Source organism: Streptomyces sp. NPDC040405, from assembly GCF_055595765.1.
Genome location: NZ_JBVIVI010000002.1, coordinates 227,161 through 250,559, shown reverse-complemented (window position 1 = coordinate 250,559; position 23,399 = coordinate 227,161). Strand labels below are relative to the sequence as shown.

25 protein-coding genes are annotated in these 23,399 nt (G+C 73.3%); 11 read left to right on the top strand and 14 right to left on the bottom strand.

What is annotated here, in order from left to right; all coding sequences use genetic code 11:
* Window positions 1–10: 10 nt before the first annotated feature.
* Genes ACZ59A_RS08445 through tsaB form a run of 4 tightly spaced genes read right to left on the bottom strand, consistent with a single transcriptional unit; the run spans window position 11 to window position 2,583 of the window.
* A complete protein-coding gene (locus tag ACZ59A_RS08445; protein ID WP_470955230.1) occupies window positions 11–265 on the bottom strand; it encodes a hypothetical protein in 255 nt (84 codons plus the stop codon).
* Window positions 262–1,374 carry a tRNA (adenosine(37)-N6)-threonylcarbamoyltransferase complex transferase subunit TsaD gene (gene tsaD / locus ACZ59A_RS08440; RefSeq protein WP_470955227.1) on the bottom strand — a complete coding sequence of 371 codons (1,113 nt, stop codon included), beginning with the start codon at window positions 1,372–1,374 and terminating at the stop codon, window positions 262–264. The genes ACZ59A_RS08445 and tsaD overlap by 4 nt, the downstream gene beginning before the upstream one ends.
* On the bottom strand, window positions 1,367–1,873 hold the full coding sequence (gene rimI / locus ACZ59A_RS08435) for a ribosomal protein S18-alanine N-acetyltransferase (RefSeq protein ID WP_470957808.1): 507 nt from the start codon (window positions 1,871–1,873) through the stop codon (window positions 1,367–1,369). The genes tsaD and rimI overlap by 8 nt, the downstream gene beginning before the upstream one ends.
* 35 nt (window positions 1,874–1,908) lie before the next feature.
* Window positions 1,909–2,583 carry a tRNA (adenosine(37)-N6)-threonylcarbamoyltransferase complex dimerization subunit type 1 TsaB gene (gene tsaB / locus ACZ59A_RS08430; RefSeq protein WP_470955224.1) on the bottom strand — a complete coding sequence of 225 codons (675 nt, stop codon included), beginning with the start codon at window positions 2,581–2,583 and terminating at the stop codon, window positions 1,909–1,911.
* Window positions 2,584–2,710: 127 nt separating this feature from the next.
* Here tsaB and ACZ59A_RS08425 point away from each other — a divergent pair, with 127 nt between their 5' ends.
* Complete coding sequence (locus tag ACZ59A_RS08425; protein ID WP_470955221.1) at window positions 2,711–3,271, top strand: hypothetical protein; 561 nt, start codon at window positions 2,711–2,713, stop codon at window positions 3,269–3,271.
* 25 nt (window positions 3,272–3,296) lie between these two features.
* On the opposite strand, the gene ACZ59A_RS08420 is transcribed toward ACZ59A_RS08425, so the two are convergent.
* The 4 genes from ACZ59A_RS08420 to alr form a co-directional block, all read right to left on the bottom strand.
* On the bottom strand, window positions 3,297–3,512 hold the full coding sequence (locus ACZ59A_RS08420; protein ID WP_470955218.1) for a hypothetical protein: 216 nt from the start codon (window positions 3,510–3,512) through the stop codon (window positions 3,297–3,299).
* 156 nt (window positions 3,513–3,668) lie between these two features.
* Window positions 3,669–4,166: a tRNA (adenosine(37)-N6)-threonylcarbamoyltransferase complex ATPase subunit type 1 TsaE gene (gene tsaE, locus ACZ59A_RS08415; RefSeq protein ID WP_468049042.1), complete on the bottom strand. Its 498-nt coding sequence runs from the start codon at window positions 4,164–4,166 to the stop codon at window positions 3,669–3,671.
* 111 nt (window positions 4,167–4,277) lie between these two features.
* The gene (locus ACZ59A_RS08410) at window positions 4,278–5,489 is read right to left on the bottom strand and encodes an alpha/beta fold hydrolase (RefSeq protein WP_470955215.1); all 1,212 of its coding nucleotides are present in this window, start codon (window positions 5,487–5,489) and stop codon (window positions 4,278–4,280) included.
* Window positions 5,490–5,491: 2 nt separating this feature from the next.
* The gene (gene alr, locus ACZ59A_RS08405; RefSeq protein ID WP_470955212.1) at window positions 5,492–6,646 is read right to left on the bottom strand and encodes an alanine racemase; all 1,155 of its coding nucleotides are present in this window, start codon (window positions 6,644–6,646) and stop codon (window positions 5,492–5,494) included.
* Between the two features lie 120 nt (window positions 6,647–6,766).
* Here alr and ACZ59A_RS08400 point away from each other — a divergent pair, with 120 nt between their 5' ends.
* The 6 genes from ACZ59A_RS08400 (at window position 6,767) to ACZ59A_RS08375 (ending at window position 12,910) form a co-directional block, all read left to right on the top strand.
* The gene (locus tag ACZ59A_RS08400; protein ID WP_470955209.1) at window positions 6,767–8,212 is read left to right on the top strand and encodes an NAD(P)H-hydrate dehydratase; all 1,446 of its coding nucleotides are present in this window, start codon (window positions 6,767–6,769) and stop codon (window positions 8,210–8,212) included.
* 120 nt (window positions 8,213–8,332) lie between these two features.
* A complete protein-coding gene (locus tag ACZ59A_RS08395) occupies window positions 8,333–8,869 on the top strand; it encodes a hypothetical protein (RefSeq protein ID WP_470955206.1) in 537 nt (178 codons plus the stop codon).
* On the top strand, window positions 8,866–9,633 hold the full coding sequence (locus ACZ59A_RS08390) for a maleylpyruvate isomerase family mycothiol-dependent enzyme (RefSeq protein ID WP_470955203.1): 768 nt from the start codon (window positions 8,866–8,868) through the stop codon (window positions 9,631–9,633). Before ACZ59A_RS08395 ends, ACZ59A_RS08390 begins: the two co-directional genes overlap by 4 nt.
* A gap of 221 nt (window positions 9,634–9,854) precedes the next feature.
* Window positions 9,855–11,273: an FG-GAP-like repeat-containing protein gene (locus ACZ59A_RS08385; RefSeq protein ID WP_470955200.1), complete on the top strand. Its 1,419-nt coding sequence runs from the start codon at window positions 9,855–9,857 to the stop codon at window positions 11,271–11,273.
* A 126-nt stretch (window positions 11,274–11,399) separates the two neighbouring features.
* A complete protein-coding gene (locus ACZ59A_RS08380) occupies window positions 11,400–12,242 on the top strand; it encodes an aminoglycoside phosphotransferase family protein (protein WP_470955197.1) in 843 nt (280 codons plus the stop codon).
* Window positions 12,239–12,910 (top strand): hypothetical protein, encoded by a 672-nt coding sequence (locus ACZ59A_RS08375; RefSeq protein ID WP_470955194.1) that lies wholly within the window; start codon window positions 12,239–12,241, stop codon window positions 12,908–12,910. Before ACZ59A_RS08380 ends, ACZ59A_RS08375 begins: the two co-directional genes overlap by 4 nt.
* A gap of 142 nt (window positions 12,911–13,052) precedes the next feature.
* Here the strand turns inward: ACZ59A_RS08375 and ACZ59A_RS08370 are convergent, their stop codons facing one another.
* Window positions 13,053–13,421, bottom strand: coding sequence for a holo-ACP synthase (locus tag ACZ59A_RS08370; RefSeq protein WP_468049063.1), 369 nt, complete (start codon window positions 13,419–13,421; stop codon window positions 13,053–13,055).
* Window positions 13,418–15,265 carry a glutamine--fructose-6-phosphate transaminase (isomerizing) gene (gene glmS, locus ACZ59A_RS08365; protein ID WP_470955191.1) on the bottom strand — a complete coding sequence of 616 codons (1,848 nt, stop codon included), beginning with the start codon at window positions 15,263–15,265 and terminating at the stop codon, window positions 13,418–13,420. The genes ACZ59A_RS08370 and glmS overlap by 4 nt, the downstream gene beginning before the upstream one ends.
* A 169-nt stretch (window positions 15,266–15,434) precedes the next feature.
* On the opposite strand from glmS, the gene coaA reads away from it, so the two are divergent.
* Together coaA and ACZ59A_RS08355 are read left to right on the top strand one after the other, a co-directional pair.
* Complete coding sequence (coaA, locus tag ACZ59A_RS08360) at window positions 15,435–16,451, top strand: type I pantothenate kinase (RefSeq protein ID WP_470955188.1); 1,017 nt, start codon at window positions 15,435–15,437, stop codon at window positions 16,449–16,451.
* A gap of 11 nt (window positions 16,452–16,462) precedes the next feature.
* Window positions 16,463–17,383 (top strand): DUF389 domain-containing protein, encoded by a 921-nt coding sequence (locus ACZ59A_RS08355; protein WP_470955186.1) that lies wholly within the window; start codon window positions 16,463–16,465, stop codon window positions 17,381–17,383.
* A gap of 236 nt (window positions 17,384–17,619) precedes the next feature.
* Here the strand turns inward: ACZ59A_RS08355 and glmM are convergent, their stop codons facing one another.
* The 3 genes from glmM to rplM form a co-directional block, all read right to left on the bottom strand.
* Window positions 17,620–18,978 carry a phosphoglucosamine mutase gene (glmM, locus tag ACZ59A_RS08350; protein ID WP_470955183.1) on the bottom strand — a complete coding sequence of 453 codons (1,359 nt, stop codon included), beginning with the start codon at window positions 18,976–18,978 and terminating at the stop codon, window positions 17,620–17,622.
* Between the two features lie 177 nt (window positions 18,979–19,155).
* Entirely contained in the window at window positions 19,156–19,659 is a 504-nt protein-coding gene (gene rpsI, locus ACZ59A_RS08345) for a 30S ribosomal protein S9 (protein ID WP_470955181.1), read from the bottom strand.
* 41 nt (window positions 19,660–19,700) lie between these two features.
* Window positions 19,701–20,144, bottom strand: a complete 444-nt coding sequence (rplM, locus tag ACZ59A_RS08340; protein ID WP_009715840.1) for a 50S ribosomal protein L13 — start codon at window positions 20,142–20,144, stop codon at window positions 19,701–19,703.
* 271 nt (window positions 20,145–20,415) lie between these two features.
* Between rplM and ACZ59A_RS08335 the strand changes: the two genes are divergently transcribed.
* The gene (locus ACZ59A_RS08335) at window positions 20,416–21,279 is read left to right on the top strand and encodes a hypothetical protein (protein WP_470955179.1); all 864 of its coding nucleotides are present in this window, start codon (window positions 20,416–20,418) and stop codon (window positions 21,277–21,279) included.
* A gap of 35 nt (window positions 21,280–21,314) precedes the next feature.
* Entirely contained in the window at window positions 21,315–21,680 is a 366-nt protein-coding gene (locus ACZ59A_RS08330; protein ID WP_470955176.1) for a CU044_2847 family protein, read from the top strand.
* Here the strand turns inward: ACZ59A_RS08330 and ACZ59A_RS08325 are convergent.
* Window positions 21,610–23,268: a chloride channel protein gene (locus ACZ59A_RS08325; protein WP_470955173.1), complete on the bottom strand. Its 1,659-nt coding sequence runs from the start codon at window positions 23,266–23,268 to the stop codon at window positions 21,610–21,612. The genes ACZ59A_RS08330 and ACZ59A_RS08325 overlap by 71 nt on opposite strands.
* Window positions 23,269–23,399 lie beyond the last annotated feature (131 nt).

Sequence of the window (23,399 nt, the reverse complement as noted above, 5' to 3'; positions counted from 1 at the left end):
GCTGGTTCGACTATCCGACCGACTCGAAGCGCCATCGGTGGACGGCGCGGCGGGCCAGGTCCGGTTCCGGCTCGGGGAGTTCGGGGAGGCCCGGGGTGTCGTACGTGCCGTCCCACCACGTGATCACGAGCACCCGGTCCTCGGGGGCGCGGAAGGTCTCGCGGCGCAGCGGCGGCGGGTCGAGGGGCTGGGCGGCGGCCCAGGCGAGCAGGGCCTCGCCCCGGCCCTCGACGGCCCGGGCTTCCCACATCAGGGCGACGGTCATGCGTACAGGTTCTTCCGGCTCAACTCGTGGACGTGGTCGTGATCGTGTGAGTGCGAGTGCGGCGCGGGCGCCGGAACGTGGGGGTCCGTCACCGGCAGGGACGAGTCCGCCGACAGGTCCCAGGCGGACGCGGACCGGCCGCGCGCGACCATCTCCGCGCCGAGGGCGGCGACCATCGCGCCGTTGTCCGTGCACAGCTTGGGCCGCGGCACGCGCAGCGTGATGCCCGCGTCCTCGCAGCGGCGCTCGGCCATGGCCCGCAGCCGGGAGTTGGCGGCCACGCCGCCGCCGATCATCAGATGGTCGACGCCCTCGTCCTTGCAGGCGCGGACGGCCTTGCGGGTCAGGACGTCGGCCACCGCCTCCTGGAAGGAGGCCGAGACGTCGGCGACCGGGACCTCCTCGCCCGCCGCCCGCTTGGCCTCGATCCAGCGGGCGACGGCCGTCTTGAGGCCGGAGAAGGAGAAGTCGTACGCGGCGTCGCGCGGCCCGGTCAGCCCGCGCGGGAAGGCGATCGCGTCCGGGTCGCCGTCGCGGGCGATGCGGTCGATGACGGGGCCGCCGGGGAAGCCGAGGTGGAGCACCCGGGCGATCTTGTCGAACGCCTCGCCCGCCGCGTCGTCGATGGTCGAGCCCAGCGGCCGTACGTCGGCGGTGATGTCGGGCGCCAGCAGCAGCGACGAGTGGCCGCCGCTGACCAGCAGCGCCATGGTCGGCTCGGGCAGCGCGCCGTGTTCGAGCTGGTCGACGCAGATGTGGGAGGCGAGGTGGTTGACGCCGTACAGCGGCTTGCCGAGGGCGTACGCGTACGCCTTGGCGGCCGAGACGCCGACGAGCAGGGCGCCCGCGAGGCCGGGACCGGCGGTGACGGCGATGCCGTCGAGGTCGGAGGCGGCGACTCCGGCGTCCTTCAGGGCCCGCCGGATCGTCGGGACCATCGCCTCCAGATGGGCGCGGCTGGCGACCTCGGGGACGACGCCGCCGAAGCGGGCGTGTTCGTCGACGCTGGAGGCGATCGCATCGGCGAGCAGGGTGTGGCCGCGGACGATCCCGACGCCGGTCTCGTCGCAGGAGGTCTCGATGCCGAGGACGAGCGGTTCGTCAGCCATGGCTCTTCGTTCCTTGTACGGATGTTCCTGGTACGGATGAGGGGGTCGTGACGGTCGCCGCCGGGCCGGTCAGGCGCATGACCAGCGCGTCGACGTTGCCGGGCTGGTAGTAGCCCTTGCGGATGCCGATGGGCTCGAAGCCGAACCGCTCGTAGAGGCGCTGGGCGCGGGTGTTGTCGACGCGCACTTCGAGGAGCACTTCGCGGCATTCGAAGGCGGTGGCGGCGCTCAGCAGGTCCGTGAGGAGGCGGGCGCCGAGGCCGGTGCCCCAGTGATCGCGGGCGGTGGCGATGGTCTGGACGTCGCCGGTGCGGTCGAAGACGGCCAGCCCGGCGTAGCCGACTATTCCCCCGCCGCCCTCGGCGACCGTGTAGTGGCGGGTCGCGGCGCCGCCGCGGGCGTGCGCCAGCTCGGACCAGAACATCCCCTGCGACCAGGCGTCCTCGGGGAACAGCTCCTCTTCGAGCGCCAGCACCGGATCGATGTCCCACCAGCGCATCTCGCGCAGCGCGACGTCTTCGTGGGCCGTGTCCGTCACTTGGGGGTGACCACCTTGTAGTTGGCGGGCACCTGGGCGTCGGGGCGGCGCAGATAGAGCGGCCGGTCGGGCAGCAGCTCCTCGCCGCGGGCCAGCTTCTCGGCGGCGAGGGAGGCCAGCGCGCCCGCCGACTGGTGCTCGGGCATGCCCGGGGGTACGTCCGCGAAGGCGGCGGGGTAGAGCAGCGCGCCCGCGCCGACGGCCGGGAGCCCGGCGACGCCCGCCCGCTCGGTGAGGTCGGCGGGGTGGTCGACGGCGGGGTCGGTGACGCGGGTGCGCGGGTCGTCGTACCGCGCCCAGTAGACCTCTTTGCGGCGGGCGTCGGTGGCCACCACGAAGGGGCCGGTGAGCCCGGCCCGCCCGGCGGCGTACGCGATCCCGTCCAGCGTGCACAGCCCGTGCACGGGCACGTCCAGCGCGGCCCCGAAGGTGGCCGCCGTCACCAGCCCGACCCGCAGCCCGGTGTACGGGCCCGGGCCGACGCCGACGACGATCTCCGTCACGGCCCCCAGCTCCACGCCCGCCGCCGTGAGCGTCCGGTGCACGGCGGGCAGCAGCAGCTCGCCGTGGCGCCGGGCGTCGACCTCGGCGGTCTCGGCGAGGACTTCGGCGCCGTCGTGCAGAGCGACGGTGACGGCGGGGGTGGCGGTATCAAGCGCGAGCAACAGCACGAGGACAGCCTACGGCGCCGCGGGAGGCCGTCGCGGTGGGCCGGTTGCGGCCGTCCGCCGGTGCTACGGTCGTGATACGCGCGTACGGGCGGTAAGCACGTACTGACCACAGGAGAGGGTGGCCACCGTGCCAAGGAGCAGCACCGGGCCCGCCGTGGCCGTTCTGACCGCGGCCGCGCTGGGGGCCGTCGGCTTTCTCGGCTACCAGGCCAAGGCCACCGCGCCCGACCACCGCACCCAGGAGCGGCGCAGCTCGCACGCGTCCGACGAAAAGGGCAAGGCGAAGGACAAGACGGAGAAGAAGTCCACCGCGCTGCCCGGGGGCTCCGGCACGGGCGTACGCGTCGTCTACGCCCTGGGCGACAGCCGGGTGTGGCTGGTCGGCGCCGACGGCAAGGCCACCCGCACGTTCCCGGTGGGCGCCAGCTCCGCGAGCCCCGACCCGGGCACGTACCAGGTCACCTCCCGCAACCCGAGCGGTGTCGGCTCGGACGGGGTGCAGGTGGAGCACGTCGTGGTGTTTCACCAGGACGGGGGAGTGACGTTCGGTTTCAGTGCGGCCATGGACGGGGCGATGCCGGACCCGCGGGCGAAGAAGAAGACGGGCGCGGTGCGGGAGTCCCGGGCGGACGGCACGGCGCTGTGGGAGTTCGCGCAGCCGGGCACGAAGGTCGTCGTGCTCGCGTAAGACCCCTGTTTCCCGGCGGGCGGAGTTACGCCGCGTCGCGCTCCGGCTCGTCCGCGGGGCGCTGACGCGCCTCCGCCACGGAAGAGGCCGTCACGGAAGGGGCCGCCTCGGCGGGGGTCTCCGACGGTGGGGTGGAGACGGCGTTCGCCGCCGCACAGGCCGCCAGCAGGTCCCTCATCGACGGTGACCGGCCATCATCGCGCCGGGGGTCGTCCAGGGCGGTGGGTTCATGGGCCGACATGGATGCCTCCTGAGGGTCCTGGGGGGCAGGAGGTTAGGTACGCCTAACCGCGTTTCCCCTACCATGTGACCACGCCCGATGCCCAGAGCGCAACATCATGCCGACGGCCTGTCGGAAACTCTTCCCGAATCTCCCCAGCCGAATCTCCGCAGGGGCTCAGCCCGCCAGCGACGCCAGGTCCTCGTCCGCCCAGCGCGGCCCCACCCCGGTCACGGCGACGCCGCGGACGTCGCTCTCCGCCGCGTCCGCCCCGGTCGTCCGCTCGATCACCACATGCAGCCGGTCCTCGGACAGCTCCTCGACCTTGCCCTCGCCCCACTCCACCGCGATCACCGAATCCGGCAGCGAGACGTCGAGGTCCAGGTCCTCCATCTCGTCCAGGCCCCCGCCCAGCCGGTAGGCGTCGACATGGACCAGCGGCGGGCCGTCGGACAGGGAGGGGTGGACGCGGGCGATCACGAACGTGGGAGAGGTGACCGCGCCCCGGACGCCCAGGCCCTCGCCCAGGCCCCGGGTCAGCGTGGTCTTGCCCGCGCCCAGTTCCCCGGTGAGGAGCACCAGGTCGCCGGGGCGCAGCAGTTTGGCCAGCCGACGGCCCAGGTCCCGCATCTGCTCGGGCGAGGTGACGGTCATGCGCGTGGTGCCTACGTCCATACCCGCCGATGGTACGGGCCGGGGCCGGGCCCCGCGTGCGCCCCGGCCCCCGGCCGAACGGCCGCCCGCCGGGTACGGAGACGAACGGCGGCCGGACTCCCCGCGGGACGGCTAGCCGCGCGCCGAACGGCGGCCCGCCGCGTCCCCGGCGGCGCCCACCACCTGGGTCAGCAGCTCGGCCAGATGTCCGTTGACCACCTCGGGGTGCTCCAGGATCACCAGGTGGCCGCCGTCCTCCACGATGACCAGCTCCGCGCCGGGCAGCAGTTCCGCGATGGCCTCGCTGTGTTCCATCGGGGTGATCAGGTCCTTGTCCCCGGCCAGCACCAGCACCGGCACCCCGTCGAAGGACGGCAGCGCCGCGGCCTTGTCGTGGGCGATGAACGCCGGATAGAACTCGGCGACCACATCGATCGGCGTCGCCTCGATCAGCCGCTCCGCGAACCGGGCCACCCCCGGGTCCACGTCCTTCGTCCCGAACGAATAGCGCTTGATCAGCCCCGCGAAGAGGTCCGCGGTCGCCCGGCGGCCCCGCTCCACCAGCTCCACCTGCCAGCCGAGCGCCTTGAGCAGCCCGGGCAGCACCCGCCGCACCGCGTTCATGCCGACCACCGGGAGCCCGAAGCTGACCTCGCCGAGCCGCCCCGCCGAGGTGCCGACGAAGGCCGCGCCGACCACCCGCTCGCGGATCAGCTCCGGGTACTGGGCGGCCAGCGCCATCATCGTCATGCCGCCCATGGAGTGGCCGATCAGCACCAGCGGCCCCTCGGGCGCCGCCGCGTCGATCACGGCCTTCAGATCGCGGCCCAGCTGGTCGATCGTGACCTGGGTGCCGTCTGTCTGGGAGCAGCCGCGCTGGGAGCGGCCGTGGCAGCGCTGGTCCCAGTAGACGGTGCGGACCACATCGCGCAGCGCGGCCCGCTGGAAGTGCCAGGAGTCCTGGCCGAGGCAGTAGCCATGGCTGAAGATCACGGTCACCGGGGCGGCGGGCGCCCGGCGGGCGAACCGGCGCTTGCGACGGGTGGGCGCGACCGGTTCGCGTATCTCCTCGACCTCGTAGTACAGCTCCGTGCCGTCATCGGCGACCGCCCGCCCCGGGGTGCCGCGCAGGGTGCCGTACGGGCCCTCCGCGTCCAGCGCGAGGCGCGCCTTGCGCCGTACTCCGCGGCCGACCGTCAGCCGCTCCAGCGCGACGCCCATCGCCGCGCCCGCCGCGACCACGCCGATCGCGGCTCCCGCGAATCCGGCGCCCCGGCGCCAGCCCACGGCCGTGGCCCCCGCCGCGACCTTCGTCGCCGTCTCCACCGTGCTGTCCTCGCCCATGGTCAGATCCCTGTGCCCCCGAGGTCACCTACATAAACGCGGGGGACCCGCGCACTGATCCGGGTGACGATCTCATACGCGATCGACCCCACGGCCCGTGCCCAGTCCTCCGCGGTCGGCTCCCCGCGGTCGCCGGGGCCGAACAGCACCGCCTCGTCCCCCGGCGACGCGCTGTCGCCGCCGAGGTCGACCACGAACTGGTCCATGGCCACGGTGCCCGCGATGGTCCGCCACTTCCCCGCGACCAGCACCGGTCCGGTGCCCGAGGCGTGCCGCGGAATCCCGTCACCGTAGCCGAGCGGCACCAGGGCGAGGGTGGTCTCGCCGGGGGTGACGTAGCGGTGCCCGTACGAGACGCCGTGTCCGCCCGGCACCCGCTTCACCCCGGCCAGCGCGGCCTTCAGCGTCATCACCGGGCGCAGCCCGAAGTCGGCGGGCACGCCCAGCTCCGGGCTGGGCGAGATGCCGTACAGGGCGATGCCGGTGCGTACCAGGTCGAAGTGCGACTCGGGCACGGTCAGGGTCGCCGGGGAGTTGGCCAGATGCCGTACCTCCGGCCGCAGCCCCGCCCGCTCCGCCTGGTCCACCAGCTCGCGGAAGACGGTCAGCTGGGCGTCGATCGACGGGTGGCCCGGCTCGTCCGCGCACGCGAAGTGCGACCACAGCCCGGTCACCCGGATCGCGCCCTCCGCCTCCGCCGCCAGGGCCTCGGCGACCAGGCCGGGCCAGTCGGCGGGCGGGCAGCCGTTGCGGCCGAGCCCGGTGTCGGCCTTGAGCTGGACGCGCGCGGTGCGCCCGCACGCGCGGGCCGCCGCGACGGCCTCGCGCAGCGCCCACGCCCCGCTGGCCGACACGTCGATGTCGGCCTCGATCGCCTGCCGCCACGGCCCGCCCGGCGTCCACAGCCAGCACATCAGCCGGCCCTGATCGCCCGCCGCGCGCAGCGCGAGCGCCTCCTCGGGCGTGGCCGTTCCCAGCCAGCCCGCGCCCGCCGCGCGGGCAGCGCGCGCACACGGGACCGCGCCGTGGCCATAGCCGTCCGACTTGACCACGGCCATCAGCTCGGCGGTGGGCGCCGCGTCTCGCAGCGCCCGAACGTTGTCCCGCAGGGCGGTCAGATCGACCACGGCACGGGCGCGCATCGGTGTCTCGTCCATCACCGTCAGTCTCTCAGGCCGGTCCATGGACCGGAGGATGTACCGGAATGTGCATCTCCGGTGGGGACCGGAGTGCGCGCTTCCAAGCGAGGAGTGCCCTCCGTTCGGGAGACTATGGCCATGAGGATCGCCTACAGCGTCGAGACCGTACGAGCCGCTGAACAGGACCTGATGGCGCGGCTGCCCGAAGGAACACTGATGCGGCGCGCGGCGGCCGGACTCGCCGCCGCCTGCGCCGACCTGCTCCACCGGGTCTACGGGGCCCGCGTCGCCCTGCTGACCGGCAGCGGCGACAACGGCGGCGACGCGCTCTACGCCGGGGCCCGGCTCGCCCGGCGCGGCGCCGGAGTCACCGCCGTACTGCTCGCCCCCGACCGCGCCCATGCCGGGGGCCTGCGCGCCCTGCGGGCGGCGGGCGGCCGCGTGGTGACCGCCGACGAGGGCGAACGCGCCCTCATGGACGCCGACCTCGTCCTCGACGGCATCGTCGGCATCGGCGGCAAGGGCGGCCTGCGGGAGGAGGCCGAGCGGCTGATCGGGCTGGTGCGCGGCACCGTCGTCGCCGTCGACCTGCCCAGCGGCATCGACGCCGACACCGGCGAGGTGCGGGGCTCGGCGGTGCGCGCCGACGCCACCGTCACCTTCGGTACGTACAAGCCCGGGCTGCTCATCGACCCCGCCCGCGAGCAGGCGGGCGCCCTCCGCCTCGTCGACATCGGCCTCGCCCCGCATCTGCCGCCCGTGCCCGACGCCGAGGCCCTCCAGCACGAGGACGTCGCCGCGCTCCTCCCCCGCCCCACCGCCGAGAGCGACAAGTACCGGCGCGGCGTCGTCGGCGTCGTCGCGGGCTCCGCCCGCTACCCGGGCGCCGCCGTCCTCGCCGTCGCGGGCGCCCTGCGCGGCGGTGCGGGCGCCGTACGGTACGTGGGCCCCGGCGCCGACACCGTGATCGCCCGCTTCCCCGAAACCCTCGTCCACACCGGGCCCCCGGCCAAGGCGGGCCGCGTCCAGTCCTGGGTCGTCGGCCCCGGCCTCGGCGACGGCGCCGCCGCGCGGCACTCCCTGGACGACGTCCTCGGCTCCGACATCCCCGTCCTCGTCGACGCCGACGGGCTCCACCTCCTCCCCTCCGGCGGCCTCCACGGCCGCACCGCCGCCACCGTCCTCACCCCGCACGCGGGCGAGGCGGCGGCGCTGCTCGGGGCGAGCCGCGAGGAGGTCGAGTCCGGCCGACTGGCCGCCGTACGGGCCCTGGCCGAGAAGTACGGCGCCACCGTGTTGCTCAAGGGCTCCACCACCCTGATCGCCTCCCCCTCCCCCGGCACCCCGGTGCGCGTCAACCCCACCGGCACCGGCTGGCTCGCCACCGCGGGCAGCGGCGATGTCCTCTCCGGCCTCACCGGCTCTCTCCTCGCCACCGGCCTCCCCGCCCGCGACGCGGCCTCCGCGGGCGCCTACCTCCACGGCCTGGCCGCCCGCCGCAGCACGGCCCCGGCGGGCGCGCCGATCGCGGCGTACGACGTGGCGGCGGCGGTCCCGGAGGCGTGGCGGGACGTACTGGGCTGACGGGGCGTACCGGGCTGACTGGCCGGGTCGGCCGGGCCGGTCAGCCGGAGCGGACGCCCAGCGCCCCCAGGCACAGGCCGATCGCGGCCTCGACGCAGTCGGCGGTGGTGCGGCCCGGCGGTGTTTCGAGGATCGCGCTACCGCCCCGGGCCCATCGGTTTCTACGGGATCAGCTTCGGCGGCCACGTCGACGCGGCGATCGACCTCGGCGGGCGGACCGGCGCCTCGGGCAAGCGCATCGACGTCCCCGCCCTGCCCCACGGGATGGCCGGGATCATCGGCAACGCCCTCCACCTGGACGCCATGCCCGGCCCGTCCGTCATCGACGACCTGCTCGCCCGGTTCTCCCCGCGCGGCCAAGGGCTGCTGGACCGGCCCGGCGGCGCCCCGCTGCTGGCCGTCAACGGCGCCGGTGACCCGTACGTCCCCGTGGGCGACACCACGGGCCTGGCGGGCCGCCCCGGAACCGACGTACGGCTGATCGGGAACGCCGCCCACTGCGCCCCCGAACGCTTCGCCCCCGTCACCCTCGCCCTCTGGGGCTGGCTGACGGCCCGCCTCGCCCCCGGACGCCGACTCCCCCGACTGGCAGCGGCAGCCGCCCGGCAGCCGCTGCGCCCCTTCCTCACCCGGTCGGCCCCTACTCTGGCGCCATGACTCCCCTGGGCTTCGACCGCTATCACGCCGAAATCGTGCGGCAGACCGACCTGCTGAGGTCATATCTGGCGGACGCCGACCCCACGACCCCGGTGCCGTCCTGCCCGGCCTGGAACCTCGGCCAGCTCGTACGTCACCTCGGCGGCGCCCACGGCTGGGCCGAGGCCGTCGTACGGACCCGGGCGGCCGAACCCGTCCCGGACGACCCGGTCAACGACGTCCCCCGCCACACCGACGAGGACCCCGCCACCCTGGACACCCGGCTCGGCGACGGCGCCGTACGCCTGGCCGACGCCCTGCGCGACACCGGCCCCGACACGCCGGTGTGGACCCCGGGCCCCGGCGGAACCGCGATGTTCTGGGCGCGCCGGATGACCCACGAGACGCTGATCCACCGCGCCGACGCGGCCCTGACGGTCGGCGCCTCGTTCGAAGTGGACGAGGACGTGGCCCGCGACGCCCTCGACGAGTGGCTGACGTACAGCACCCTCCCCGAGGCATACGAGGGCACCCCCGCCCTCCTCGGCCCCGGCCGCACCGTTTCCTTGCGGGCCACCGACACCGACTTCGACTGGCTCATCGACCTCACCACCGACGCCCCCACCCTGCGCCCCACCGCCGAACAGGCCACCGCAGAGGCCCGCGGCCCCCTGACGGACCTGCTCCTGCTCGCCTACCGGCGGCCCGCCCCCGGCGTGGAGATCACGGGCGACACGGCGCTGCTCGACCTGTGGCTGAAGCGGTCGGGATTCTGGCTGCGGTGACGCCGGGTCGACTCGGACCGGGAACGGACACCGGAGCGGGCAATTCCGTGGGTTGTGCAACCGTTCACCGTCGAGATCCCTCTCCTTGGGTGACCGTTTCCCTTCCGACTGCGGTTGAACATGCGGCAGTTGGGGCCAAAGGGCGATCGAACGCGTTATCTGACGGAGGATGAGTGCGGAACAGAACCAGAGCGGTGGTGGGCGCGGCAGTAGGCGCCGCCATGACCGCCGCCGTAGCCGCCGGGGCCGGTGCCGCGGTGTCGAACGGCGACGGGCCCGACCAGAAGCAGCCCTCCCCCGCGGCCGCCGCGGCGGGCAAGACCACGCCGGGCGACCTCGACGGCGACGGCTACGCCGACCTCGGCGTGGGCGCGCCCGATGGCACCGTCTCCGGGAAGTCCAAGGCGGGCTACGTGGGCGTGACCTACGGTGCCCGGGCCGGGGTCGACGCCGGTCGGCACAGCACGCTGTCGCAGGCCAGCGCGGGCGTGCCCGGCACGCCCGAGGCCGCGGACCACTTCGGCTCGGCCGTGGTGCGCGGCGATGTGGACGGGGACGGCTTCACCGACCTGATCGTGGCGGCGAACTACGAGGCCATCGGCACCGCCAAGCGGGCCGGTTCGGTGACGGTCGCCTTCGGCGCCAAGGGCGGTCTCTCCGGGGACGCCATCGCCTTCCACGCGCCGAAGGCCACCGCCTACGCGCTGTTCGGCGACAGGCTGGCCGTGGGCGACTACAACCACGACGGCCGCGACGACATCGCCATCTCCGACGGCACCGAGGTGCGGCTCGTCAACGGTGCGGCGAACCTGCGCGAGACGGCCACCCCGAAGATGTCCAGCGTCACCCCGCCCGGGGGCGGAGCGGGCATCGAGCATCTGTCCACCGGCGACATCAACGGAGACGGCTTCGCCGACCTGGTCACCGTCGCCTACCAGGACGACCCCGCCGACGAGGGCACGCTCGGCGTGCTGCCCGGTTCGTCCGCGGGGCTGAAGAAGACGCCGCTGGGCGAGGACGTACCGCTGCCGTTCGCCTCGTACCAGGCCGTGGTGGGTGACATCAACGGCGACGGCAAGGACGACGTCGTCACGGACACCGGCTTCACGGACGGTCCGGACAACGCGCGCCTGCGCACGTACCCGGGCACGGCCTCGGGGCTCGACGCCGCCAACTCGGTGATCTGGAAGGGCAAGCCGCAGAGCGGCACCGCCTCCCGGCTCGCCGACATCAACGGCGACGGCCACGACGACCTCGTCGTCGGCGACACCGCCGCCGAGACCCCCGATGGCTACAACGACGCGGGCGCCATCACCGTGCTCAAGGGCACCAAGGACTGGCTCACCGACGCGGGTGCGCAGACCTTCTCCCTCGACACCGAGGGCGTCCCCGGCGAGATGACGGGCAACGACAAGTTCGGCGAGTCCGTCTCCCCGGCCGACTACAACGGCGATGGCAAGCCCGACCTCGCCATCGGGGTCCCGAACCGGACCGACGGCGCGGGCGCGGTAGCCCTGCTGTACGCGGGCACCGACGGCCTGACCGCCAAGGGCTCCGCCCTCATCGGGCCGGGCGACCTCGGCTCCCCGGCGGCCGACGCCGCCTTCGGCCAGGAACTGTCCGACCCGGCGACGAAGTAGCAGCCCCGGGTTTTCCCGGCGGCCGGTCCCGGCCGCCGGGAAAACCCATCGACAGATACGCCCGCGACGCACTGAGATGGCCCCGACTGCCCGCCGCCCGGAGCGGGCCGGCCGCAGGAGCTGTCCGTGATCGATGCCGCGCTGGCCAGGCGCCTGGTCGATACGCAGTTCCCGCAGTGGGCCGCGCTGCCTCTCAGGCGGCTCGACCCGGCCGGTTCGGACCATGTGATCTACCGCCTGGGCGAAGAGCTGTCCGTACGGCTGCCCCGCCACGCCGGGGCCCTCGGACAGGCCGAGAAGGAGTCCGAGTGGCTCCCCCGGCTGGCCCCGCACCTGCCACTGGCCATCCCGGAGCCGGTGGCGGTGGGCGAGCCGGGTTTCGGCTACCCATGGCCATGGGCGGTGTCCCGCTGGCTGGACGGAGAGGTGGCCACCGCCGAGGCATTGGCCGACTCGCCCCGGGCCGCCCTCCAACTGGCCGAGTTCCTGACCGCCCTGCAACGGCTCGCCCCCGGTCGCCTCCCGGCCGCCGGATCGCTGGCCGGCCGCGACCGCGCGACACGGGCCGCCATGGCGGAGGTCGACGGCACGTTCGACATCGCGGCCATGACCGAGCTGTGGGATGCAGCGCTGAGCGCCCCGGGCTGGGATCGCCCTCCGGTCTGGTTCCACGGCGACTTCCACACGGGCAACCTGCTGACCGTCGACGGCCGCCTCAGCGCGGTTCTCGACTTCGGCGGGCTCGGCATCGGCGATCCGGCCCGCGACCTGACGATCGCCTTCACCCTGATGTCAGCCGGAAGCCGGGCCGCTTTCCGGGCCGCGCTCGGCGTGGACGACGCCACCTGGACCCGGGGCCGCGGCTGGGCCCTGACCACCGGCCTGAACGCCTACACCTCCTACGCCGCCACCAGCCCCCGGGTCGCCGCGCAGACCACCCGCCAGATCACCGAGGCGCTCCTCGGATGACGGCGTCGAGGGCTCCCCTCGGGCGGGACGGCCTGCGGGTGAAGATCGCCGTGCAGCGCGTGCGGCTGGGCGGCGAGGAATTCCGGGTGATCCGCCCGGCCACCCCGCTGAACAACGCGGCCCTTTACGCGACCGGCCGTCGATACGAGATGTATGTGGACCGGACGGACGGTCGCCGCCTCGGCACGCTGTGGCTACTGGCGGCCCGTTCCCCCCGATCGCTGATCCACCTGCCCCTGCGCGCCACCCCGACCGCACCCGGAATCGGCTGGCGCGACGAGAAGCCGCTCGATCTCATCCTGGCCCACCGGTCGCTGCAGTTCCGTCCGTCCCGCTGGAAGCGGCTGCGCGAGCGCGTCACCGCGGGCAACGCTCCCCGCGAGCTACGGACCGCGAGCGTGCCGGAAAGCGACCTGCGGTCCGTCGAAGGAGACCTCCTCCGCCAGCACGTCCACGCCGAGACGCTGTTCCTGACGGGCACGACGGGGGCGTTCCGGACATCAGCCCGCCAGGTCTTCGCCGTAACGAAGGAGGGCCCACCCACCGCCGCGACCGAGCTGTACCTCCCGGGCCCGGGCTGCAACTACCACACCTGCCGAAGCGTTGGCCTGCACCCGCCCGAGAGGGAAGACCTCCACGTGACGTACACGCCCCGCTGGGTGAACTGAGACGGTGACGCCCACGCAGGGCCTACGCCATCGCCCGGCCAGGCCCCTCGACCACACCCCGGCGCACCCGCCGCACCACCGGAGCGGTCAGGCGGGGGCCGGGGCGGAGCCCCGACGGGGGGTGGGGGCGGAGCCCTCGCCCTTAGGCTTCCGCGATCACCACCGCGGAGGCGACCCCCGCGTCGTGGCTCAGCGAGACGTGCCACGTCCGTACGCCCAGCTCGGCGGCGCGGGCCGCGACCGTGCCGTGGACGGACAGGCGGGGGCGGCCGCTGGGCTCGGTCCAGATCTCGGCGTCCGTCCAGCGCAGGCCGCCCGGGGCGCCCAGGGCCTTGGCCAGGGCCTCCTTGGCGGCGAAGCGGGCGGCAAGGGAGGCCGGGCCGCGGCGTTCGCCGGACGGCAACAGCAGCTCCGCCGGGACGAACAGGCGGGACGCCAGCCCCGGCGTACGGTCCAGCGACGCCGCGAAGCGGTCGATCTCCGCGACGTCGATCCCTACGCCGACGATCACTCGACCGTGACCGACTTGGCCAGGTTGCGCGGCTGGTCGACCTCGTTGCCGCGGGCCGTGGCCAGTTCGCAGGCGAAGACCTGGAGCGGCACGGTGGCCACCAGCGGCTGGAGCAGGGTCGGGGTGACGGGGATCTCGATGAGGTGGTCGGCGTACGGGGCGACCGCCTCGTCGCCCCGCTCGGCGATCACGATGGTGCGGGCGCCACGGGCCCGGATCTCCTGGATGTTGGAGACGATCTTGCCGTGGAGGACGGAGCGGCCACGCGGGGAGGGCACCACGACCACGACCGGCACGTCCTGCTCGATCAGCGCGATGGGGCCGTGCTTCAGCTCACCGGCGGCGAAGCCCTCGGCGTGCATGTACGCCAGTTCCTTCAGCTTGAGGGCGCCTTCGAGGGCGACGGGGAAGCCGACGTGGCGGCCGAGGAAGAGGACGGTGTTCTTCTCCGCCAGGCTCCGGGCCAGCTCCCGCACGGGCTCCATGGTCTCCAGGACCTCTTCCACCTGGGTGGCGATCTCGGAGAGTTCGCGGATCACGGAGAGGATCTCGTCGCCCCACTTGGTGCCGCGCACCTGACCCAGGTACAGCGCCACCAGGTAGCACGCGACGAGCTGGGTGAGGAACGCCTTGGTGGAGGCGACGGCGACCTCGGGCCCGGCGTGGGTGTAGAGGACGGCGTCGGATTCGCGCGGAATCGTGGAGCCGTTGGTGTTGCAGATGGCGAGCACCTTGGCGCCCTGCTCGCGGGCGTGCCGCAGCGCCATGAGGGTGTCCATGGTCTCGCCGGACTGCGAGATGGCGATGACGAGGGTGCGCTGGTCGAGGATCGGGTCCCGGTAGCGGAACTCGCTGGCCAGCTCCGTTTCGCAGGGGATGCGGGTCCAGTGCTCGATGGCGTACTTGGCGATCATCCCGGCGTGGTACGCCGTACCGCACGCCACGATGACGACCTTGCTGACCTCGCGCAGCACGGAGGCGGGGATGCGGACCTCGTCCAGACAGAGGTTTCCGGCCAGGTCGATGCGGCCGAGGAGGGTGTCGGCGACCGCCTTCGGCTGCTCGGCGATCTCCTTGAGCATGAAGTAGTCGTAGCCGCCCTTCTCGGCGGCGGAGGCGTCCCAGTCCACGTGGTACGGGCGGACCTCGGCGGGAGCGCCGTCGAAGTCGGTGACGACGACGCCGTCGCGGCGGGCCTCGACGACCTGGTCCTGGCCCAGCTCGATGGCCTCGCGGGTGTGGGCGATGAACGCGGCCACGTCGGAGGCGAGGAAGGACTCGTCCTCGCCGACGCCGACGACCAGCGGGGAGTTGCGGCGCGCGCCGACCACCACGTCGGGCGCGTCGGCGTGCACGGCGACGAGGGTGAAGGCGCCCTCCAGCCGACGGCACACCTGGCGCATGGCCTCGGCGAGGTCGCCGCAGGACGAGAACGACTCGGCGAGCAGATGCGCGACGACCTCGGTGTCTGTCTCGGAGGCCAGCTCATGGCCGCGGTCGGCCAGCTCGGCGCGCAGGGCGGCGAAGTTCTCGATGATGCCGTTGTGGACGACGGACACCCGGCCCGCGTTGTCCAGATGCGGATGGGCGTTGGCGTCGGTCGGCCCGCCGTGGGTGGCCCACCGGGTGTGGCCGATGCCGGTGTTCCCGCTGGGCAGCGGCCGGTCGGACAGCTCCTTCTCCAGGTTGGCGAGCTTGCCCGCCTTCTTGGCGGCGGCGAGCCCGCCGTCGGCCAGAACGGCCACCCCGGCCGAGTCATAGCCGCGGTACTCCAGCCGCTTGAGCCCGGCGAGGACGACATCGAGGGCGGACTGCCCTCCCACGTAACCAACGATTCCGCACATGCACTGCAGCGTACGACCCACCGGTCCGGGGGCCGACCACCGCCCGCGCGTCGACCCTCGCATTTACGTACATAACGGGCTGGTCGCCCCGGGCGCCGCCCGGCCCGGGGTGACCGAGCCCACGCCCCCGGCTCGTCCCTCCGGCGGGCCCAGCCACGACAATGAAGGGATGATCACGTCTACCGCGCGCGAGGCGCGCACCGGCTCCGTGCGCGGTTCGCAGCGGCGGGGCGGCGAGGCGACTCCGTATGTGGACCTGTCCCGCGCCGAGTGGAGTGCGCTGCGGGACAAGACCCCGCTGCCGCTGAGCGCCGAGGAGGTCGAGCGGCTGCGCGGGCTCGGCGACGTCATCGACCTGGACGAGGTACGGGACGTCTACCTGCCGCTGTCCCGGCTGCTCAACTTGTACGTGGCCGCCACCGGCAGCCTGCGCGGCGCGCTGAACACCTTCCTCGGCGACGCCAAGAACGGCCAGGGCCCCCAGACCGGCACCCCGTTCGTCATCGGCGTGGCGGGCAGCGTCGCGGTCGGCAAGTCGACCACGGCCCGGCTGCTCCAGGCGCTGCTGGCCCGCTGGCCGGAGCATCCGCGGGTGGAGCTGATCACCACCGACGGCTTCCTCTACCCCAACGCCGAGCTGCAGCGGCGCGGGCTGATGTCCCGCAAGGGGTTCCCCGAGTCGTACGACCGGCGCGCCCTGACCCGGTTCGTCGCCGATGTGAAGGCGGGCAAGGCGGAGGTCTCGGCTCCGGTCTACTCGCACCTGATCTACGACATCGTGCCGGGCGAACGGCAGACCGTGCACCGGCCCGACATCCTCATCGTCGAGGGGCTGAACGTGCTCCAGCCCGCCCTGCCCGGCAAGGACGGGCTGACCCGGGTCGGGCTCGCGGACTTCTTCGACTTCAGCGTGTACGTGGACGCCCGTACCGCGGACAACGAGCGCTGGTACCTCGACCGCTTCCGGAAGCTGCGCCAGACGGCGTTCCAGGACCCCTCCTCGTACTTCCGCAAGTACACCCAGGTCTCCGAGGAAGAGGCGCTGGACTACGGCCGCATGATCTGGCGGACCATCAACAAGCCGAACCTCCAGCAGAATGTGCAGCCGACGCGGGGGCGGGCGACGCTCGTGCTCCGCAAGGGCCCGGACCACAAGGTGCAGCGGCTCTCCCTGCGCAAGCTCTAAGGAGTCTCCCTGTGCTGCATCTGCGGCTGATCGTCCCGGCCGACCGGACGGACGCGGCGGTACGCCTCCTGGAGGACACCGTGGGCACCGCCCACCTGATCGTCCTGCCCGGTGCCGCCCGCGATCCGGCCGGGGACGTGGTGCTGTGCGACGTGGCGCGCGAGGCCGGTGACGGGCTGCTGGGCGAGCTGCGGGCGCTCGGTCTCGACGAGCACGGTTCGATCGCCGTCGACGACATCGGCCTGTCGCTGTCGAAGCGGGCCGACCGGGCGGAGGCGGACGCTCCGGGGGAGGGCGCGGACGCGGTGCTGTGGGAGGGCCTGGCGGACGCCACCCATGAGGAGTCCACCCTGTCGGTGACCTTCCTCGCCTTCCTCGCCCTCGCGACGATGATCGCGGCATGTGGTGTGGTGCTGGACAACGCGGTCCTGATCGTCGGCGCGATGGCCGTCGGCCCGGAGTTCGGCCCGCTGGCCGGGCTGTGCACCGCCCTGGTCCGGCGCGCGCCGCGGCTGGCCGCCCGCTCGGCGCTCGCCCTTGTCGTCGGGTTCGCGGTGGCGATGGTGCTGACGACGGGCTTCAGCGTGCTGATGGACGCCTTCGGGCTGTTCACGAGGGCTCAGCTGGACGCGGACCGTCCGAACACGGACTTCATCTGGCAGCCGGACATGTTCTCGTTCGTGGTCGCCGTGCTGGCGGGCATCGCGGGGACGCTGTCGCTGACGTCGGCGAAGTCGGGGGCGCTGGTGGGGGTGGCGATCTCGGTGACGACGGTTCCGGCGGCGGCCAATGCGGCGGTGGCGCTGGGGTATGGGGACGTCCAGCAGATGGTGGGGTCGAGTGAGCAGCTGCTGCTGAATTTGGTGGGGATCGTGGTGGCGGGGACGCTGACGCTGCTGGTGCAGCGGTGGCTGTGGTCGCGCCGGGGGTAGCTCCTCCCCACCCCGCCCCTTCCCGAACCGGGGGCCAGCCCCCGGCCCCCGCTCGGGGGCTCCGCCCCCGGCCCCCCGCTCCTCAAACGCCGGAGGGGCTGGATTTTCCCGACTGGAGGGGCTGGGGTGAGGTGCGGCTGGTCCGGGGCGGGCGGGGTGGCGGACGCGCCGGGGTGGGGTCGCATTCCTGCGGCCGGTCCGGGGCGGACCGGGCCGGTGGGGGTGTGGGGTGGGGGTTAGCCCAGGGCTGACTTGACGGCGTCGGCCAGGCGGCCTGCCACCGAGCGGGCCTGGTCGATGTCGGCGGCTTCCACCATCACGCGGACCAGGGGCTCGGTGCCCGAGGAGCGGAGGAGGACCCGGCCCGTCTCGCCCAGCTCGCGTTCGGCCTCGGCCACGGCGGCGGCCAGGTCGGCGCTGCTGGAGACGCGGGACTTGTCCACGTCGGGGACGTTGATGAGCACCTGCGGCAGGCGCTCCATGGCCCCGGCGAGGTCGGCCAGGGTGCGGCCGGTGGCGGCGACGCGGGCGGCGAGGAAGAGGCCGGTGAGGGTGCCGTCGCCGGTGGTGGCGTGGTCGAGGGCGATGACGTGGCCGGACTGCTCGCCGCCGAGGGCGTAGCCGTGCCGCTTCATCTCCTCCAGCACATAGCGGTCGCCGACCGCCGTCTGGACCAGCTCGACGCCTTCCCGCTGCATGGCGAGCTTGAAGCCGAGGTTGGACATCACGGTGCCGACGACCGTATTGCCGCGCAGCGTGCCCGCCTCGCGCATCGCGAGGGCGAGGACGGCGAGGATCTGGTCGCCGTCGACCTCGCGGCCCTCGGCGTCCACGGCCAGGCAGCGGTCCGCGTCGCCGTCGTGGGCGACGCCGAGGTCGGCGCCGTGCTCGACGACGGCGGCCTGGAGCTGCTCCAGGTGGGTGGAGCCGCACCCGTCGTTGATGTTGAGGCCGTCCGGCTCGGCGCCGATCGTCACGACGTCGGCCCCGGCGCGGGCGAACGCCTCCGGGGAGACCCGGGAGGCGGCGCCGTGCGCGCCGTCGATGACGACCTTGATGCCTTCGAGGCGGTTGGGGAGGACGCCGACGAGGTGGGCGACGTAGTTGTCGAAGCCCTCCGCGTAGTCGCGCACCCGCCCCACCCCGGACCCGGTGGGCCGGTCCCACGGCTCGCCGGAGGCGTGCGCGCGGTAGGTGGTCTCGATGCGGTCCTCCAGCTCGTCGGCGAGCTTGTTGCCGCCGCGGGCGAAGAATTTGATGCCGTTGTCAGGCATCGGGTTGTGGCTGGCGGAGAGCATCACGCCGAGGTCCGCGTCGAGCGAGCCGGTCAGATGGGCGACCGCCGGCGTCGGCAGCACACCCACCCGCAGCACGTCCACGCCCGCGCTGGCGAGCCCCGCCACCATGGCGGCCTCCAGGAACTCCCCGGACGCGCGCGGATCCCGCCCGACCACCGCCACCGGCCGATGGCCCTCGAAGGTTCCCACCTCGGCGAGCACGTGTGCCGCCGCGACCGACAGGCCGAGCGCCATCTCAGCCGTCAGATCGGCGTTCGCGACGCCGCGCACACCATCCGTACCGAAGAGTCGTCCCACTGGTGTCCTCCGAGATTACGAGCTGAGGGGGCTTAAAGCTTGCGTGGAGATTGATAGACGCTTGCCTGTAGGTATACGCCCCCTGGTGGCGATAGCCGAACGCCCCGGAGGCACGGGTGGTGCCGCCGGGGCGTTCGAGCGAGCGGCGGAAGCCGCCGAACCGCGAGATGAAGCGGATTAACGCTTGCTGTACTGCGGCGCCTTACGGGCCTTCTTCAGACCGGCCTTCTTACGCTCGGTGGCGCGGTCGTCACGGGTCAGGAAGCCGGCCTTCTTGAGCGCGGCGCGGTTGTTGTCCACGTCCGCCTCGTTCAGCGCACGGGCGACGCCCAGGCGCAGCGCACCGGCCTGGCCGGAGACGCCACCACCCGAGATGCGGGCGATGACGTCGTAGCGGTCGTCCAGCTCGAGCACCTTGAAGGGCTCGTTGACTTCCTGCTGGTGCACCTTGTTGGGGAAGTACTCCTCAAGGGTGCGACCGTTGATCTTCCACTGGCCGCTGCCCGGCACGATGCGGACGCGGGCGATCGCGTTCTTGCGGCGCCCGGTGCCGGCGGCCGGCTGCGGGTCACCGAAACGGGAGGCCATCGACTCGGAGGTGTACTCCGACTCGATCGTCTCCACGCTCTCGGTGGTGTACTCCTCGACATCGAGGGGGGTCTCGGCGGTGGTCTCGGCCACGATGCTCCTCAGATTCTCTTCGTCTTAGGGGGTGGCCGGACTTACTGCGCGACCTGGGTGATCTCGAACGGGACCGGCTGCTGAGCAGCGTGCGGGTGCTGGTCCCCCGAGTACACCTTCAGCTTGGAGAGCATCTGACGGCCCAGGGTGTTCTTGGGGATCATGCCCTTGATGGCCTTCTCGACGGCCTTCTCCGGGTTCTTCTCGAGGAGCTCGTCGTAACGGACGGAGCGCAGACCACCCGGGTAGCCCGAGTGGCGGTACGCCATCTTCTGGGTCCGCTTGTTGCCGGAGAGGTGCACCTTGTCGGCGTTGATGATGATGACGAAGTCACCCGCGTCGACATGCGGCGCGTACACCGGCTTGTGCTTACCCCGCAGAAGGGTGGCGGCCTGGGTAGCCAGACGGCCGAGGACAACGTCGGTGGCGTCGATGACGTGCCACTGACGCTGCACGTCGCCGGGCTTGGGGCTGTACGTACGCACGGTCGTAGCCTTCGCTTCTTCAGTGAGTGTGGTCCTGACAAGGCCACCCGGACGATCACGACAGCCCTGGCCGCACCTCGGTGACGCATTCCGAGTGCATGCCGCTGGTCATCGGCCCGGTGAACCGGCGTAAGGGCCCCTCACGTGAGAACGAGCAAGCCAATACGCATAACGAACTGGCAGAATACCGGCCCGCACCCATGGGGGTCAAAACGCCTCCCTGACGGTTGACGGGTCCACGGTGTCACCTGCCGGGATTAGGATGCGCGCCATGAGCTTTGGGCAAGGGGGGCCGTACGGGCCCGGGGGATCTCAGCAGCCTCGGTCGTCTCGGCCGTCGACGCCGGACTGGGCCGCCATGGCGGATGACAGCGCCGCGCGCGGCCGTCGCCGCCGATGGCTCTTCATCGGGGGCGCGGTGCTCGCGACGGCGGCCGTCGGGACGATGGTGGCCGTGGCGGTGGTCAGCAGCAACAGCAAGGACAGCTCCACGGACGACTCGTCGCACCATCTGCCCACGCAGCCGACGCTGCCGCGCGAGTCGGAGTCGCCCGAGCCGTCGTTCTCCAATGTCGCGCCGCCCGCGCCGCCCAAGCCGCTGGACATCCTCTCCGACGCGAAGCGGGACAAGGCGCCGCTGAGCGCCAGGACGCTCTTCCCCGACGAGGAGGCCGCCAAGGAGGGCCGCAGTTACGCGAAGGGCGCGACCGCCTCCACGTCGAGCTGCGCCGCGGGCACGCAGGGCGCCCTGGGGTCGGTGCTCAACGGCAACGGGTGCCGCAAGCTGCTGCGCGCCACCTTCTCCCGGGACGGCGTGGCGGTCACCATCGGCGTCGCCGTCTTCGACGGGCGGGCGGACGCGGAGAAGGCGAAGGACGGATACAAGCCGAATGTGGCGTCGCTGTCGGGCGACGGGGTTCCGGCGTTCTGCCGCCGGACCGCGTGCCGCTCCTCGGCGAACGCGATCGGGCGGTACGCGTACTTCACGATCGCCGGTTACACCTCGGGGAAGGCGGTGACGGAGTCGGACACCAATGCCCTGCAGACCGGGCGCGACCTGGCCGACTACACCTTCCGCCGCATCCTGGCCCGCGGCAACGCGCAGGCGTCGGCGGCCGCCGGCTCCAACGGCTGACGCGGCGCCCGCGGGGCGCCCGGAGGGGGTTTCGCATGTCGGATCTGGTGGGTTTCCGGCTCGGCGACGGCACGGCGAGCGTGATCGTCGAGGTGGACGACGACGAGCCGGGGGTGCGGCTGGCCGCCGGGGGACGGAACGGGATCCCCGACGCGAGCGCGACCTTCGACGCCGGATTCGCCCGGGTCCGGGAAGCGGCCGCACGGGCGCTGGCCCAGCTCAGCACGCTGCCATCGCCGCCGTCGACGGTGGAGCTGGAGTTCGGCGTGAAGCTGAGCGCACAGGCCGGGGCGGTGATCGCCAGGACCGGGGTGGACGGTCACCTCAAGATCAAAATGATTTGGGAGCGCGATCCCGACCGGCCCGCCGCGGAGGATGAGGGCGCGGACGAGGACGAGTGACGGGCGCCTCCCGCGTCTCCCGCGCCTCCCCGGGGGCCGCGTCGCTGAGGGCCGTATCGGCGAGGGGCGCGGCATCGAGCGGCGCATCACCGGGCACCGCGTCGGCGAGCGGCACCGCGTCGGCGAGCGGCACCGCGTCGGCGGGGGCCGGGCGGGAACCCGGCGGGGGCGCGTCCTCCGGCGGGATCACCGCCGTCAGCTCCGTCACCGGCTCCTTCTCGTCCCGGCGGTCCAGCTGGCTCCGGTAGATCGTCACGCCCCCCATCACCAGCGCCGCGCTCAGCACCCCGATGACGCCCGGCCCCAGCAGCCCCGAGTCCCCGCCGGTCTCCACGGCCATCACCAGGACCGCCACCGGGGCCCGCACCACCGGCCCGAGGCAGGCGGCCATGCCCACGATCACGAACATCGCCGGGCTCTGCGGCGCCAGCCCGAGCGGTTCCACCAGCCGCCACACCGCGGCCCCCACGCCCGCGCCGACCACGAACCCGGGGCCGAAGATGCCGCCCGAGGCGCCCGAGCCGACGGTGAGCGCGGTGCCGACGATCTTCGCGAGGGGCACCAGCAGGACGGCCCAGAGGGAGAGGCCGAGCAGCACGTCCCGCTCCATCTCGCCCTCCATCAGCCCGTACCCCGTCCCCAGAACGCCCGGGACGAGCAGGCCGAGGCAGCCGACCGCGAGGCCCCCGGCGACGGGGAACAGCAGCTTGCGGACGGTCGTACGGGAGCGCGGCTCCACCCGGTCGTGGACCCAGTAGAAGGCCGCCGCGTACAGCCGCCCGGCACCCCCGGCCAGCAATCCGACCACCACCAGCAGCGGCAGGTCACCTAACCCGATGGCACCGCTCACCGCGTGCTCGCCGAAGACCGGGCCGAAGCCGAAGCAGGCGCCGAACGCCGCGTATCCGGCGGCGGAGGCGAGCAGCGCCTTGGGGACGATGCTGACATCGGCGTCCTTGCGGTACAGCAGCTCCGCGCCGAGCAGCGCCCCGCCCAGCGGCGCCCGGAACACCGCCCCGACCCCGGCCGCCAGGCCGATCACCACGGCGGTACGGGCCTGGGCGGGGGTCAGCCGGGCGCGGCGGGCGAAGACCGAGCCGAAGGCGGCGGAGATCTGGGCGGCCGGTCCCTCCGTACCGGCCGAACCGCCGGAGCCGATGGTCAGCGCGGAGGCGATCATCTTCACGATCGTCACCCTGCCGCGCATGCTCAGCGGCGCGTGGTGCGCGGCGTCGATGGCCGCGTCGGTGCCGTGCCCGCCCGCCTCGGGGGCCAGCCAGCGCACCAGGGCCGCGGCGGCGAGGGCGCCCCCGGCGACCACCAGCGGCACCGCCCAGGGTCGCTCGAAAGAGGACGCGACCTCGAACCCGCCCTCGATCGTCGTCCGGTACGGGTGGTAGCCGCCGAGTTCGCCGAGCACCCAGTGCGTGCCGAGCTTCAGCAGGCCGAACAGGCCCGCGGCACCTAACCCCGCGACCGCGCCGATGCCGGTCGCGAGCAGCGCCCACCGGGCCAGGGTGTCCCCGCCGGGTTCGTCACCCGGTAGCCATTTCTTCCACCGGGACCCGCCGTCACGTAGGCTTGGCACTGGAGCTCCCTCGGGCCGGTATGCACCATCTTCTCTTTTCGCGGTCCATATTGGCATCCCCACAACGTTCCTGACGTTGATTCACACACTGATTCGAGGGGGAGACGATGCACGGGATTACCGGTGAGCGG